This is a genomic window from Pseudofrankia sp. EUN1h, from assembly GCF_001854645.1.
GTDB lineage: Bacteria > Actinomycetota > Actinomycetes > Frankiales > Frankiaceae > Pseudofrankia > Pseudofrankia saprophytica.
The window spans coordinates 198,762-212,872 of sequence record NZ_MBLN01000054.1 but is presented as its reverse complement, the minus strand read 5'-3'; the positions used below and the strand labels follow the sequence as shown (position 1 = coordinate 212,872).

Genomic DNA, 14,111 nt, shown 5'->3' with positions numbered 1-14,111 from the left:
CGCGACGCTATGTGCGGGAGTCAGGTCTCGACTTCTCCAAACGTGCGGTGTCCGGGCCGTCCGTAGGCCCGGGCGACGCAGTCCGGAATCCGGATGTGGCGGCGCGCGGGCGGGAAGCTGGCGCGGTATGCCGACGGCGCCGCGCCGTACACCCGCCGGAAACTGGTGATGAACGAGCCGACGCTGGTGAGCCCGACGTCGAAGCAGATGTCCGTCACGGGACGGTCCGTGTTGCGCAGCAGCGCCGCCGCGCGTTCCAGGCGGCGGGTCAGCAGGTACTGGTGCGGCGACTCGCCGAACACCCGCCGAAACTCACGGCTGAAGTAGGCGGGTGACAGTCCGGCGGCCCGCGCCAGGTCCGCCACGGTGAGCTCCTCGAAGTACCGGCCGTCGGCAAGATCCCTGGCCCGCAGCAGATGACGGGAACGCGGCACCACACCCGAAGTATCACCCGGCGGGCCATCGACCCTCGACCACCGGCCGTCGCCACACCGACCTCGGAACGTATAAAATATGTATATCTATCGAGGTTCAGGAGAGGCGACTACGGATGACTGACGCGGGCATCGACGCGGCCTCGGGAGCGGGCGGCGGTAGCCCCGCGGGACGTGTGCGCGCCCTGATCCTCTGGGTCGTCGCGCTGATCGCGCTGGTGATCGCCGTCGGTGGGGCGGTGGGGGCGGGTGGAGCGGTCGGCGACGCGGCCATGGACGCGCTGCCCGGCGTCGCGTTGCTGTTCAGCGTGGTGCACGGTTCGCTGTGGGTGGGCTGGCGTGGTGTCGGCACGTACTTTCTGATCAGCTATGTCGTGGCGTTCGCCTTGGAGGCGAGCAGCGTCGCGTCCGGGTTCCCCTTCGGGCACTACGAGCACTTCACCGGCGGGCCGCGCCTTCTCGATATTCCACTCGTGGTGCCGTCGGCCTATTTCGCCTATGGCTGGATCGCGTGGGTGCTGGCCTGCGTCATCGTGCGCGGCGACCCACATCGGCCGGCGGGCGCCGAGCGCCTCACCACGCCGCTCGTCGCGACGGTGATCCTCACCGGCTGGGACTTCACGTTCGACGCGGTGTTCGCCACGGTGAGGTCCCAGTACCGGTACGACGATCCCGGTGGCTACTTCGGAGTGCCCGTCTCGAACTTCCTCGGGTGGCTCCTCACCGGCTGGATCATCTCCCAGGTCTTCGCGCTCGTCGAACCGAGGGTTTCCGCGGCGGCACCGCCGGCCGGCCGAGCCTGCCGGGTGCTCCCGAGCGTGGTGTGGGCGCTGCCCGTCCTTCCGCTGCTCGGGTTGTGCCTGTCCCGGCCTCCCGGCGAGGTGACGGTGGGTGGCCGGACCTTCGTGATCGCCGACATCTACGGGTCCGCGTTCGTGACGGGCCTGATGACATTGGGATTCACCGCCACCCTGGCCCTGGTCAGAGCGACCGCCACCGCCAGAGCGACCGCCACCGTCAGAGCGACCGCCGCGATCAGCCGAAGGTGAAGGAGTAGGCGGTCAGGCCCGGCGACAGGGTGACCGTCACGGTGTCATTCCGCGGCGACGGGTTCTCGACCAGCGTGTAGATGTTGGGTGCGCCCGAGACCTGGTGGGTGGTTGTCCTCCCGTCCACGGAGGTGGTGATCGTGCCGGTGCCGCCGACGTCGAGGTAGACGGCGCTGGCGAAGAAGCTCAGCTTGATGCCGGCGTCCTTCTCGGCGGTGATGGATTCCTCGTCGACGGTCCAGGTGCCCGTGAGCGCGAACATGTCGTCGGGGACGGCCCCCGGGTAGGTGAAGGTTCTGGAACCTGAGCCCAGTGGATCCTGGACGCCGTTGTTCGCCCGTGCCGTACCGAGGTAGGTCTCGGGCGTCTGGTGCGGATTGTCGGGTGTGGTGTCGGCGACCTCGGTGCCGGTTGGCAGGGCGACTCCGGGGTGGGCGGCGGTGAGGAGCTGGCGGATCAGCGACTCGGTGGTGGAGTAATCCCCCTCCCCGATCGCGACGTGCCGCACCTGACCGGTCGCGTCGATGAGGTACTCGGCGGGCCAGGCATTGTTGCCGAAGTTGTTCCAGGTCGTGTAGTCGTTGTCCAACGCGACCGGATAGGTGATGTGCAGTCTCCTCGCACCGGCGGCCACATTCGCCCCGACCTGCTCGAAGGCGTACTCCGGGGTGTGTACGCCGATCACCACCAGGCCGTCCTTCTGGTAGTCGGAATACCAGGACTGGACGTGGGAGATCGCACGCTGGCAGTTGATGCAGGAGTATGCCCAGAAGTCGACCAGAACCACCTTGCCGGCCAGATCGCTCGCGTTCACCGGCGCACCGGCCGGGGTGTTCAGCCATTGCTGGATTCCGGCGATCTCCGGTGCCTTGCCGCAGTCCTGCAGGGTCGGCTCCGGACTGCGCGCACAGACCGCCAGCCCCTCGGACTGGCCGGACCCGAGCAGCCCCGAGGCGCCGGAGCCGCCGAGATCATCGTTCAGGCTGGCCGTGTAGTCGGGGACCGTTCGCTGCAACGCGTCGGTGACGTTGAACGTCAGCGCCACCGCCAGCGCGATCATCACCGCGCCGGCGGCGATCCGGATGCCGCGTTCGCGGTCCCGGAAGGCACGGACGCGCTCGGCGACCCCGCGGCCGGCCAGCGCGAACCCGAGCAGCGGCAACGCGGTCCCGCAGGCGAAGGCCACGGTGAGCGCCACCGTGCGCACCCCGATCATGCCGGTGGCGCCGGCGACGGTGATCGCCGCGAGCACCGGGCCGGCGCACGGCACGTAGACGGCCCCGAGCGCCAGGCCGAGGGCGAACCCGCCGCGCTCGCCGGTGACCTGGCGTTGACCGATCCGGGAGAACGGCCGTTCGAGCAGGTGCTGCACGGTCGGGAACATCATGGCGACGCCGAGCAGGATGAGGGCGACGAGCCCGGCCCAGCGCACGATGTCCTTCGGAAGGGGCAGGGCGCTGAGCACCAGCGTTCCCAGGAGCGTGAAGGCGCTGAAACTGAGAGCGAGCCCGGCGACCACGAAGTAGGGCCGTCGGCTCGCGCGCCGCGCGGCCCTGTCCGGCTCTTCCGCCGTGGTCTCTTCCGCCGCGGTAACGGGTTGCCCGGGTCGTGTGCCCTGGACGCCGCCGGCGAGGAAGACCACCGGCAGGACGGGCAGGACGCAGGGCGAGATGCCGGTGATGATCCCGCCGACGACCCCGATCAGAACGAGCGTGATCAGCGCAGACCTCCCACCCGGCAGCCTGCCCGCGAGACCCCGCGGCGACGTCCTCGCCGCGTCGCGATGCTAGATCCCGACTCTGAGCACGACGTTAAGCCCGCCGCGTCAGGTCCTGGTCTGGGGTGGGCCATCGCCAGGCGGGCCCGCCTGGTGTTCCACGCCTGGCTCGATCAGCTCGACGCGGCGCCACCGCGGGCGTTGTAGACGATGACGTCGTCGCGGTTGCCATAGTCCGCGAAGACCTCCAGGGCCTCGTCGCGCAGGATGCCGGAACGCACGGTGATGCCGCGGTCGGCGAACTGCTGGGCCCAGTCGTCGCGCATGGGTCCCTCGTCGAAGCCGGTGAGCTGCTCGATCTCGTCGCCCTCGCCGGCGATGGTGAGGAGCTGGACGCCGGACCACATGGTGGCGCCGTAGCACATGACGCAGGGACGCCAGTTGACGACGAGCTCGACCGKGGAGCCGACGGCGCTGAGGTCCCAGAGCCCGAGCCTGGTCTGCGCGAAGGAGAGGGCGACGACCTCGGCGTGCATCGTGGACAGGCCGGTGGCCAGGACGAGGTTCACCCCGGCGGCGTAGATCTCGCCGGTGCCGGGGTTGGCGACGACGGCCGCGAACGGGCCGCCGTGGCCTTCCTGGTGGTTGCGGGCCGCGAGACGGTGCACGAGGTGCATCCGCTCCTCGACGTCGGGGAGCACGCCACCGGTCGCCCGGACCTCCTCGTCGACCCAGGCGGGCAGGGCGACATCGAGCGCGGTGGCGGCGCGGCTGGTGGGCGACGCGGGGGTGGGGTTCATCCGGGGGGCTTCCTATTCAGGCGGTTTAAGCATTTCAGGCGGTTCAGGCGGTTCAGGCGGTGAAGAAGTGGCTCAGGCCAAGTGCGCGCAGGCCGCGCCTATAGGCGACCGAGCTGCGGTCGGCGGCGATGTTGACCTCGATGCGGGGGTCGAGCGGGAGGTTCTCGGGCCGCTGCGCCTCGACGATGGCCCGGTCCTCCTCGAAGATCCGCAGATTGAAGTCGTAGATCTCCTGGTCGGGCTGGTGGATGTTGAAGTTCTTCGCGATCGGGGCGAACATCCTGGTCTGCCGGGCGGAGACGGGCGACGCGGCGTTCATGATCACGAGGCGGCCCTCGCCCGGAAAATGCACGACGAGCGTGCCGGTGAACGGCAGGTGCGCCTCGAAGTGACGCAGCCAGCGGAAATCGGGATCGCCCTGCGGGCCGCCGCGCGGGTAGTTCCCGACAGTGCTCCAGTAGTCGGCGGTGAAGCCGCTCTCGGTCGGGGTGAGCGAGTAGTCGGGCACCTCGCTGTTGTTCGGGTCCGCGAAAGTCGCGGTGTGCACGAACGCGAAGTGCGCGACGTCCAGGAAGCCCTCCAGCTGGCGGCCGGCGAACGCGGCGACCTCGAAGGCGGGGCAGGTCACCTGCTGGAAGCCGGGCTCGTCCCAGTGCGGCATCCGCGGGATGGCCGCCGCCGAACCGTCGGGAGCCGAACCGCCGGGAGCGAGCTCCTGGCCCGGGCGTAGGCAGGTCCAGACCAGCCCGTACCGCTCGACGGCGGGGTAGGTCAGCAGGGTCATCCGAGCGGGAATCTTCGCGGCCGGTTGCGCCGGGATGGCGACGCAACGTCCCGACTCGCCGAACCGCAGCCCGTGGTAGGCGCAGGCGATGGTCTCGCCGTTGCCGGTGCCCAGAGTCAGCGGGACGCCGCGGTGGGGACAGATGTCGCGGGCGACGACGACCGCGTCGCCGGCGCGGTAGACGACGAGCCGCTCATCGAGCAGCCGGGCGGCGACCGGCTGGTCGCGGACCTCGCGGGACAGCGCGACCGGGTACCAGTGCCGGGCGAGGATCGCCCAGTCGTCCGGGTCGAAGGAGCAGTCGGTAGGAAGCGCCGCCGGAGCGGCGAGCGCGGCGGGTGTGTCAGCCATCGGAATCCTCGGAAGGGTTCGGAAGGGTCGGGATCGCGCGCAACGGAGGCACGCGACAAAGGACTGGCGGGCTTTCTTCGGATGCGGCCCGACGAGGCGCCGGCCGTGGGGGTCCGCCCGCAGGGCAGGGGTCCAGCCGCAGGGCTCAGCCGTCCAAAGGGCCTGGGGACGGATGTCTTGGGCGCGGACGCCGCGGGCGTCAGGCGCCGTGCGCGATCCGGCCGCGGGTCCAGGCATGCCGGTGGACCTGGCGGCGCACGTCGACACGACGGTCCTGCCTCATCCGGCACACCTCCTTCCGCCCGTGTGGCCTCCCGACTATCCGCTGCCGCCGTTACGGGCCGATGGCGCCCGTCGAACAACGACGTGACTCCGGCGACCACCGGCGGCGGCCGGCCGTCCTGGTGGGGCAGGCTCGGGACCGCATCGCCCGGGCCGTCGGGCCGACGGGATATGCCGGCGAAGGACAGATTCCCGACCCGGCGCCGTCGATCCGCCGTCTCCGTCTACTGTGTCCACTGCGTGGTCAAGCAGGGCGCCGAGGGGGGTGGGCGTGTCGTCTTCCGTGTTGGCCATCACGCTCATCGTGGTGCTTATCGTCGGCGCTGTCGTCTTCGTCGTGCTGTCGTCCCGCTCTGGCCGCGCAGCCAAAGAATTCCGCGTGCCCCGCGGTCCCCGAGCCGGCCAGTGGTCTAGGGAACTGACCGATGACGCGGAGACCGGACTGGCGCCGGGTTTCCGTCCGCGTTTCACGCCCAGGTATCCGACAAACGAAGATCAGTGGGCCGATAACTTTCCCAGCGGATTTGACGCCGGTGTCACCGGTCCCGATGTGAACCGTGAGACAGAGGAGATAGCACCCCCGACGTCCCTCGCGGAGCATCCGCTTCGCCCGAATACTCCAGGGCAGGTCGTCCGCCCAGGCCGGTCGGAGCCGGCCGGAGATCCGGATCTCGCGCCGTCCGGACCTCCAATTCCTGGCTCATCCGGGTTGATCGCCGCGAGCCACGGGCGGGCCGGGCCGGCGTCGCTCCCGCCGCTCGAATCGTACGAACCCCGACAGCTGGGCGTATACCGAATTCTTGGACGCCTCGGCCAGGGCGGGTATGGAAACGTCTATCTTGGCGTGGATCCCGCCGGGCGAAAGGTGGCAATCAAAACCATCAGGGCCGAGTTCGCCGCGGCGGGTGACTACCGGGAGAGGTTCCGGAGGGAAGCTCTCGCGGCGAGCCGTGTCGCACGGCACTCGACCGCCGAGATCCTCGACTTCGACGGCCAAGGGCCGCTGCCATATCTGGTGACGGAGTACATCGAGGGCCCGACGCTGTCGGCGTGGGTGCGCGGCAACGGCCCCCTGCACGGTTCGACGCTGGAGCAGCTCGCCGTGGCGGTGGCCTCGGCTCTTGCCGCGATCCACCAGGCGGGCATCATCCACCGCGACCTCAAGCCCCAGAATGTCCTGATGTCGCATACCGGGCCCAGGGTGGTCGATTTCGGCATCGCCCGGGCGACGGACGCCAGCGAGGTGTTCAGCCGCGGCACGACGACGGTGGGCACTCCGGGTTTCATGGCACCCGAGCAGTTCCGGGGCCAGCCACCCGCGAGCCCGAAGACCGACATCTTCGCCTGGGGCGCGCTCGTCGCCTTCGCCGGCACGGGTGCTCCGCCGTTCGGTGGCGGCGACATCGCGACCATCATGTACCGGACGCTCGACGCCGAACCGGTGCTGGAGGGACTGGACGCAGCGCTGAGCCACCTCGTCCGGCGGGCGCTCGCCAAGGACCCGGCCGCTCGTCCCGACGTTTCCATGGTGCTGGAGCACCTGAACAAACGACGCGGCTGACCGGCGATCTTCCAGCGGCATATGGCGCCGGGAAGATCTTCCACCACTCACCCTCGATCAGTACTGAGGGCCGAGGCGCCGGATCAGGAGATGCCCACGGCGCACTCGCGCGTGAAACCGCGCTGATACCGCCGTAATCCGGCCAGGCCGCACGCTTCGCCGCATGTCACCTCACAGCTTCGCGCCGGCCATCTCGGCGACCGGGCTGCGCAAGGCGTTCGGCGAACAGGTCGTGCTGGCCGGCATCGACCTGGACGTGCAAGCCGGAACGATCTTCGCGCTGCTGGGACCGAACGGCGCCGGCAAGACGACCGCCGTACGGATCCTGTCGACCCTGATCCGCCCGGACGCCGGGCGGGTGTCCGTCGCCGGGCACGATCTGGCGACGGAACCGGACGCCATCCGCGCCGCCATCGGCGTCACCGGCCAGTTCTCCGCGGTGGACGGCCTCCTCACCGGTGAGGAGAACCTGATCCTGATGGCGGACCTGCACCATCTGGGCCGCCGCGAGGGCCGGCGCCGGGCGGCCGAGCTGCTCGGCCGGTTCGACCTCACCGGCGCGGCTCGCAAGACGGCGGCCACCTACTCGGGCGGGATGCGCCGTCGGCTCGACCTCGCGATGAGCCTGGTCGGCGACCCGTCGGTGCTCTTCCTGGACGAGCCGACCACCGGCCTCGACCCCAGCGGCCGGCGCACCGTCTGGGAGATCGTTCGAGACCTCTCGTCGACCGGGGTCACGGTCTTCCTCACCACCCAGTACCTGGAGGAGGCCGACCAGCTCGCCGACCGGATCGCCCTGCTCGACCACGGCCGGCTCGTCGCCGACGGGACCGCGGCCGAGCTCAAGCGACTCGTTCCCGGCGGGCATGTCCTCCTGCGGTTCGCGGACGGCGCCAGCCTGGGCGAGGCGGCCGAGCTGCTCGGCGCCGCGGAGCGGCGAGACGATCGCGAGCTCACGTTGCAGGTCCCGAGCGACGGCGGCGTCCGCTCCCTGAAGGCGCTGCTGGACCAGCTCGACGGCGCCCGCGTCGACGTCACCGAACTGTCCGTCCACACCCCCGACCTCGACGACGTGTTCCTCGCCCTCACCGGCCGCACCGACTCCGCGAAGGTGGCGTCAGAATGACCAGCCCGGCCCTCGCCCTGACCGACTCGGCGACGATGCTGCGCCGCAACCTGCGACACCTGCTGCGCTACCCGAGCCTGCCGCTGTTCATGGCCGGGATTCCGATCATCTTCCTGTTGCTGTTCGTCTACGTCTTCGGCGGCACGCTGGGAGACGGACTCGCCGGTGCCACGCCGTCCGGCGGCGGCGGACGCACGGCGTACGTCAACTTCGTCGCGCCGGGGATTCTCCTGATGACCATCGCGACCGCCCCCCAGGGCACGGCGATCGCGGTCGCGATGGACATGACCGAGGGCATCGTCGCCCGCTTCCGCACGATGGCGATCTCCCGCGCCTCGGTGCTCACCGGCCACGTCGTCGGCAGCCTGATCCAGACGATGATCAGCCTGGTGATCGTGCTCGCCGCCGCGCTGCTGGTGGGCTTCCGGCCCGATGCCAGCGCGCTCGAGTGGCTCGCCGCGGCGGGCGTCCTGGCCATGATCGCCTTTGCGGTCACCTGGCTGTCGGTCGCTCTCGGCATGGTGCCGAAGACCGTCGAGGCCGCGAGCAACCTACCCATGCCGCTGACGCTGCTGCCGTTCCTGGGCAGCGGCTTCGTGCCGACCGACTCGCTGCCCGCCGGGCTGCGGGCCTTCGCCGAGTACCAGCCCTTCACCCCGTTCATCGACACGATCCGGGGACTGCTGACCGGCACGCCGATCGGCGACGCCGCGATCATCACGTCGGCCTGGTGCGCCGGCATCGCACTGGTCGGCTACCTGTGGGCGAGGAGGTTGTTCGACCGGGACCCCTCGAGCTGAGGCGACGCCCGCGGCCGGTCGAACGCATGCGCGGCGAGCACGGCGGCCAGAGCGGCCACGCGCAGCTCGGCGGGGCCCAGGTCGGCGTACGAGGTGACCGCGTCCTCGTACGCCGACCGGTCGGCCGCCAGCACCACGTCCCGGGCGGCGGCCAAGGACATGGTCGGCTGGAACTGCCGGAGATACCCGAAGCGCTCGGCCAACGCCACCAGCCGCGCTCCCGACCCGGCGGCCTCGGCGTCACCGTCGCGCCGGCCCCGGTCCAGCGTCACCATCGCCAGCGCCAACGCCAACGCCCCGCACAGCGGCGCGCCGGTGAGGTAGGACGGCTCGAAGCTTTCGGGGTGGGTCAGCAGGTCCGGCAGCAGCTGGACCACCTCGTCGGTGGCCTCCGGGAGAAGGCCAAGCTGGCCGTGGCGCGCGTGCGCGACCACGGCCACCGCCTTGATCTCCAATGCCCACGGGGACAGGCCCGGGTCGGCATGGACGCCGGGCAGGCTGGTGCTGTTCGCGGCGTCGACGGCGAGCCGCCAGGCCGCGAGCGCCGCGTCGATCTCACCGCGGGCGAACAGGAACTCGCCTCGCACCGCGTGGTCGAACGAGCGGTAGGCCGCCGTGTCGGCGTCGGGGGCCGCTCGTGCCCGCGCGGGCAGCAGGCAGCGCTCCGCGTCGTCGACGGCCCCGGCCTGCAGGTGGGCGAGCGCCATCGCCCGTCCGACCCCGAAGGCGTCCGCGAGGTCCTCGATGCCGTCGGGGATCCCCGACGCCGCCCGAAGATGGGACAGGGCCTCGTCGCCCCGGCCGGAGTTCATCGCCAGCTCGGCCAGCCGCCCGTGGGCCATCATGCGGGCCCAGGGCAGCTCACCGACCCGGACCAGCTGGAGCGCTCCCCGGCCGGCGTCCTCCGCGCCGGCCAGGTCACCGTCACGCTCCAGGACATAACTGAGGACGATCCGGGCGATCCCCGCGACGAGCGGCTCCGCGCTGGCGCACAGCGCGGCCAGCCCCGCGGCGTCCAGCCGTGGCGCTGCCCGCAGCACCGCCGCGGCGGCGCGGCCGACCGTGTCCGCCGGCGCGGCGGGCAGCCGGCGCAGCACGACGAGGGAGCGGACCGCGCACGGGCCGTGGAACGAGAACAGATAGGCGGTGGCCAACGCCGCCGCCGCCCGGGTGACCTCCACGAGCGCGGGCTCGGGCCGGTAGTGCGACAGCAGCCAGGAGGTGTCGTCGATCAGCGCGGCGAGCGGCGTGTAGTTCGACTCGATCGTCCACAGCGCCGCGAGCACGCCCGCCGTCGCGGCGACCGTGGCCCCGTCGCCTGCCGCCAGCCCCAGGCGCAGCGCCCGCAGCAGGTTGTCCTGCTCGTCCCGGATCCGTCCGACGGCCGGCGCCGGCTCCGCGCCGAACGGGTCGGCATGGTGCGCGACCCCGAAGGCGCGGGCCCAGGCCAGGAACTCCGCGACCACCCGCTCGGTCTCCCCCGCGGCGTTCCGCCTGGCCTCGCCGAACTCCCGCACCGTCTCCAGCATGCGGAACCGGGTGCCCGACGGCGCGTCGTCGACCTTCAGCAGGGACTGGTCGACGAGGTGCTCCACCACGGCCGGGACCGCGTCGCCGCCCTCGCTCTCGCCGAGCAGGCGGGCCGCCGTCTCGGCCGTGAACCCGCCGGGGAAGACCGACAGCGTGCGCATCGCCGCCCGGGCGGGCGGTTCGAGCAGGTTCCAGCTCCACTCGACCACCGCCGAGAGGGTGTGGTGGCGCTCGGGCGCGTCCCGGGCCGTCCCGCGCAGCAACGCGAACCGGTCGTCGAGCCGGCGGCTGATCTCGGCGACGGACATGACGCGGACCCGGGCGGCGGCCAGCTCGACGGCGAGCGGCAGCCCGTCCAGGCGGCGGCACAGCTCCTCGACCGCCGCGGTCGACAGGTCGAGCCCGGGACGGGCGGCCCGGGCGCGCTGGCCGAACAGCTCGGCCGAGGTCGCCGGGTCCAGCTCGGGCAGCGGGTAGACCGACTCCGAGGACAGGCCCAGCGGCGCCCGGCTCGTGGTGAGCACCCGCAGGTTGGGGCTCGCGGAGACCAGCGCCCGCGCCAGGTCGGCGACTCCGGCGACGACGTGCTCGCAGTTGTCCAGGACGAGCAGCACGGTGCCGGAGCCGAGGGCGCGTGCGATCGCCGCCGCGGTGCCCGCCGGACCGACGGCGGCGGCGGTGGCGGTGGAGCTGCCGGCGGTGGCGGTGGAGCTGCCGGCGGTACCAGCGGTGCCGGAGCGGCCCGGCGACGTCCTGGGGTTCTCCGCGATGCCGAGAACGGAGGCGACCGCGGCGGCGACCTCGTCGTCGCCGCTGATCGCGGCCAGTTCGACGACGTGCACGACCCGCTGCTCGGCGAGGCGGCTCACGGCGTGCGCCAGGCGCGTCTTGCCCAGGCCGCCGGGGCCGACGATCGACGTCACCCGCGAGGTCGCGAGCAGGCGCGTCACCGCCCGCACGTCCGCGTCCCGGCCGAGCAGGGGGTTCGGCTCGTTGCGGACACCGCGCCGGACGGGGGGCGCGGCCTGCCCGAGCAGCTGGTCGTAGGCCGCGCGCAGCGCCGCGCCCGGGTCGACGCCGAGCTCCGCGCGCAGCGCGCGCCGGTGCTCCTCGTAGCGGGCCAGCGCCGCCGCCGGGCCCAGCACCGCCACCTCGCAGCGCAGCAGCTCCAGCAGCACCTCCTCGTCGCGCGGCCGGCGGCCGTACAGCTGCGCCAGCGGCCGGGCGGCGTCCGACAGACGGTCGAGCCGGGACAACGCCAGGGCGCGGGCGCGCGTGAGCGACCAGTACTCCGGTGCCCGCAGCGCCCGCAGCGCCGCCAACGGGTCATCCAGCCCGGCGTCGTCCTCCTCCGGAACCCCGTCCCACAGCGCGAGCCCCGCCTCCGCGTCGGCCAGCGCGGCGGCATGGTCGCCGGCGCGGGTATGACGTTCGCAGGCGGCGACGCGCAGCGGCACCACGGCCGCGTCCACCTGGTCGCTGCGTAACGTCAGGCAGTAGCCGGTGGGAGTGCGGACGACGGCCTCCGCGCCCAGTTGCCGCCGGGCCCGCGAGACCAGGATCTGCAACGCCTTGGCGGGGTTCTCCGGCGGTTCGTCCGGCCAGATCCCGTCCACGAGCCGGGCGAGGCCGCAGCCCGCCGCCAGGTCGCCGGCCAGCAACGCGAGCAGGCTGCGCAGCCGGCGGCCGCTGACCTCCCGATCACGGTAGGCAACCCGTGACAGCAGTGTCAGCTCGATGCTCACCCAGGCAGACTAACCCGGCCGCGGGAGCCCGACGATCACGATCCGGGCACCGGGAGAGCTGCCCGCAAAGCCGGCCTGTGACGAACCGAACAGATACGATTCCACCCTTCGGGTGATCGTCAGACGCGGCGGACAGAGCGCATGGGAGCGGGCGGGAGGTCACCTCGGACTCGGCGGAGCTGCTGGCCCCGGCCGACGACACGCGATTCCGAGACAGGAGCATGCTGATGTTAGGGCGCTCTCCCCAGCCCCAGCCGCGGGCAACCACCGGGGCAACCATCACCAGTCGGGAGAGGGTGCTGGCTCTCGCCCTCGTCACCGGCCTGACCGAGACGGGTGCGGGCGTCGGCGGCCAGCCGGAGATCAGAGTCAGCCTGCACGTCAGGGGATCGGACTTCTCGTTCGACACGGCGGCCCGGCTGCTTGCCGGCGAGGGCCGCAGAGCGAGTCTGGACGCCGGGAAGATCGTGGTGCTCGTCGATCCGGCCACGCACGCCGTTCAGATCGACTGGTCCCGCAGCGCGCTGGTGAACGGGCTCGTCCCCGCACGGTTCACCCTGGCCGAGGACGAGACGAGCTACGACCTCAGCGGGCAGACCGGGCCGCTGATGGAGATCCTCCAGCTTCTCTGGGCGGGCGGCGTCTCGCTGAACCGGGCGGTGGACGCCCACTGCGACCCGACCCTGCGCGAACGGCTCCAGGAGATAGTCCGCCGCACGGCCGCCGGGCAGCCGGGACCAGACCAGGCCGAGCCGACACCCGACGCCTGAGCGGGGCGCTCCCGCGAGGGTTGATGACGACGTGGACATTCACCGCGGAGGATCTCAAGGCGGCCCTCGACTACTCCGTCGGCCGGGTGGTGGTCGACTCGCATGACGAGCTGCGGCGGCTGGGCCGTCAAGCACCTCCCCGGCGTGCGCACCTTCGTCGCCGTCGACGGTGGCATGAGCGACAACCCGCGCCCGGCGCTCTACGGCGCCCGCTACACCATCGCGCTCATCGGCCGGCCGCACGCCGCGCCGGCCCGGCCGGTCACGGTGGTGGGACGCCACTGCGAGGCCGGCGACATCCTCGCCCGGGACGTGCCGCTGCCGGGCGACGTCCAGGCCGGCGACCTGCTCGCCGTCGCCTGCACCGGCGCCTACCACCACAGCCTCGCCTCGACCTACAACCTGGTCGGCCGGCCACCGCTGGTCGCCGTCGCCGACGGCGACGCCCGCCTCCTCGTCCGGCGGGAGACCGACGAGGACCTCCTGGCCAGGGAAGCCGGCCTCTGAGGCCCGCCCCCACTCTTCACCTGGCCGCCTGGCCGCCTGGCTGCCTGGCCGCCTGGCCGCCTGGCCGGGCGGCGTGGCCGATGAGCGCGGTGAGCGACGGGGTGAAGATGGGCACAGGTCTTGTCAGGACGACACAGGCCCTGTGGAGGTAGTCAGATGAGCTTCGACACGCAGAACGGCACCCGCGGCGCCCGGCAGCCTGGCAAGTGGGTCAATCTGCCGAACAAACTGATGGCGAAGAGGATCCGCAAGGGCGGCCAGGCGATGAACGCCGACGCCCTGGTCCTGACCACCGTCGGCCGCAGGACCGGCACCGCGCGCGAGACCCCGGTCGCGTGTTTCCCCGGCGGCGAGTTCAGCTGGTTCATCGTGGCGTCGGCCGCCGGCGCGGCCCGCAACCCGGCCTGGTACTACAACCTCGCCGCGCACCCAGACGAGGTCCAGGTCGAGACGGCCGGCCGCAAGGTGGCCGTGACCGCCGAGCAGCTCCACGGCAGGGCGCGCGACTCCGCGTGGCAGCAGATCACCGCCGCCTCCCCCCGCTTCGCCCAGTACCAGCAGAAGACCGACCGCGAGCTCCCGGTCATCCGCCTAATCCCCCGCGCGACCTGACCGCATCCGCCCTTCACCGGGCGCTCTGAGCCGTCTGTCGGAT

The 14,111-nt window shown here is 72.0% G+C and carries 11 protein-coding genes and 1 pseudogene; 7 read left to right on the top strand and 5 right to left on the bottom strand.

Annotated features, from left to right (window positions below; translation table 11 throughout):
• Positions 1–20: 20 nt before the first annotated feature.
• The gene (locus tag BCD49_RS18945; protein WP_027141300.1) at positions 21–437 is read right to left on the bottom strand and encodes a helix-turn-helix transcriptional regulator; all 417 of its coding nucleotides are present in this window, start codon (positions 435–437) and stop codon (positions 21–23) included.
• Positions 438–550: 113 nt separating this feature from the next.
• On the opposite strand from BCD49_RS18945, the gene BCD49_RS18940 reads away from it, so the two are divergent.
• Complete coding sequence (locus BCD49_RS18940; RefSeq protein WP_007510605.1) at positions 551–1,483, top strand: carotenoid biosynthesis protein; 933 nt, start codon at positions 551–553, stop codon at positions 1,481–1,483.
• Here the strand turns inward: BCD49_RS18940 and BCD49_RS18935 are convergent.
• From BCD49_RS18935 to BCD49_RS18925, 3 genes are all read right to left on the bottom strand, one after another.
• On the bottom strand, positions 1,470–3,203 hold the full coding sequence (locus BCD49_RS18935; RefSeq protein WP_027141302.1) for a cytochrome c biogenesis protein CcdA: 1,734 nt from the start codon (positions 3,201–3,203) through the stop codon (positions 1,470–1,472). The two genes, BCD49_RS18940 and BCD49_RS18935, sit on opposite strands and share 14 nt — an antisense overlap.
• 170 nt (positions 3,204–3,373) lie before the next feature.
• Positions 3,374–4,000, bottom strand: a complete 627-nt coding sequence (locus tag BCD49_RS18930; protein ID WP_071041733.1) for a nucleoside deaminase — start codon at positions 3,998–4,000, stop codon at positions 3,374–3,376.
• Between the two features lie 52 nt (positions 4,001–4,052).
• A complete protein-coding gene (locus BCD49_RS18925) occupies positions 4,053–5,135 on the bottom strand; it encodes an aromatic ring-hydroxylating oxygenase subunit alpha (protein WP_007510600.1) in 1,083 nt (360 codons plus the stop codon).
• 511 nt (positions 5,136–5,646) lie between these two features.
• Here BCD49_RS18925 and BCD49_RS43620 point away from each other — a divergent pair.
• From BCD49_RS43620 to BCD49_RS18910, 3 genes are all read left to right on the top strand, one after another.
• Positions 5,647–6,978, top strand: coding sequence for a serine/threonine-protein kinase (locus tag BCD49_RS43620; RefSeq protein WP_335341697.1), 1,332 nt, complete (start codon positions 5,647–5,649; stop codon positions 6,976–6,978).
• 163 nt (positions 6,979–7,141) lie between these two features.
• Positions 7,142–8,104, top strand: coding sequence for a daunorubicin resistance protein DrrA family ABC transporter ATP-binding protein (locus tag BCD49_RS18915; protein ID WP_007510596.1), 963 nt, complete (start codon positions 7,142–7,144; stop codon positions 8,102–8,104).
• Positions 8,101–8,904, top strand: a complete 804-nt coding sequence (locus BCD49_RS18910; protein WP_007510595.1) for an ABC transporter permease — start codon at positions 8,101–8,103, stop codon at positions 8,902–8,904. Before BCD49_RS18915 ends, BCD49_RS18910 begins: the two co-directional genes overlap by 4 nt.
• Here BCD49_RS18910 and BCD49_RS18905 read toward each other — a convergent pair.
• Complete coding sequence (locus tag BCD49_RS18905; RefSeq protein WP_007510593.1) at positions 8,859–12,179, bottom strand: ATP-binding protein; 3,321 nt, start codon at positions 12,177–12,179, stop codon at positions 8,859–8,861. The genes BCD49_RS18910 and BCD49_RS18905 overlap by 46 nt on opposite strands.
• Before the next feature lie 227 nt (positions 12,180–12,406).
• Between BCD49_RS18905 and BCD49_RS18900 the strand changes: the two genes are divergently transcribed.
• The 3 genes and pseudogenes from BCD49_RS18900 to BCD49_RS18890 all read left to right on the top strand — a co-directional run bounded on the left by BCD49_RS18900 (position 12,407) and on the right by BCD49_RS18890 (position 14,068).
• On the top strand, positions 12,407–12,949 hold the full coding sequence (locus BCD49_RS18900) for a hypothetical protein (protein ID WP_007510591.1): 543 nt from the start codon (positions 12,407–12,409) through the stop codon (positions 12,947–12,949).
• A 123-nt stretch (positions 12,950–13,072) separates the two neighbouring features.
• Positions 13,073–13,456 (top strand): annotated as a pseudogene (locus tag BCD49_RS18895) (diaminopimelate decarboxylase family protein); the annotation flags it as partial.
• Between the two features lie 156 nt (positions 13,457–13,612).
• Complete coding sequence (locus BCD49_RS18890) at positions 13,613–14,068, top strand: nitroreductase/quinone reductase family protein (protein WP_007510588.1); 456 nt, start codon at positions 13,613–13,615, stop codon at positions 14,066–14,068.
• The last annotated feature ends 43 nt before the right edge of the window (positions 14,069–14,111 follow it).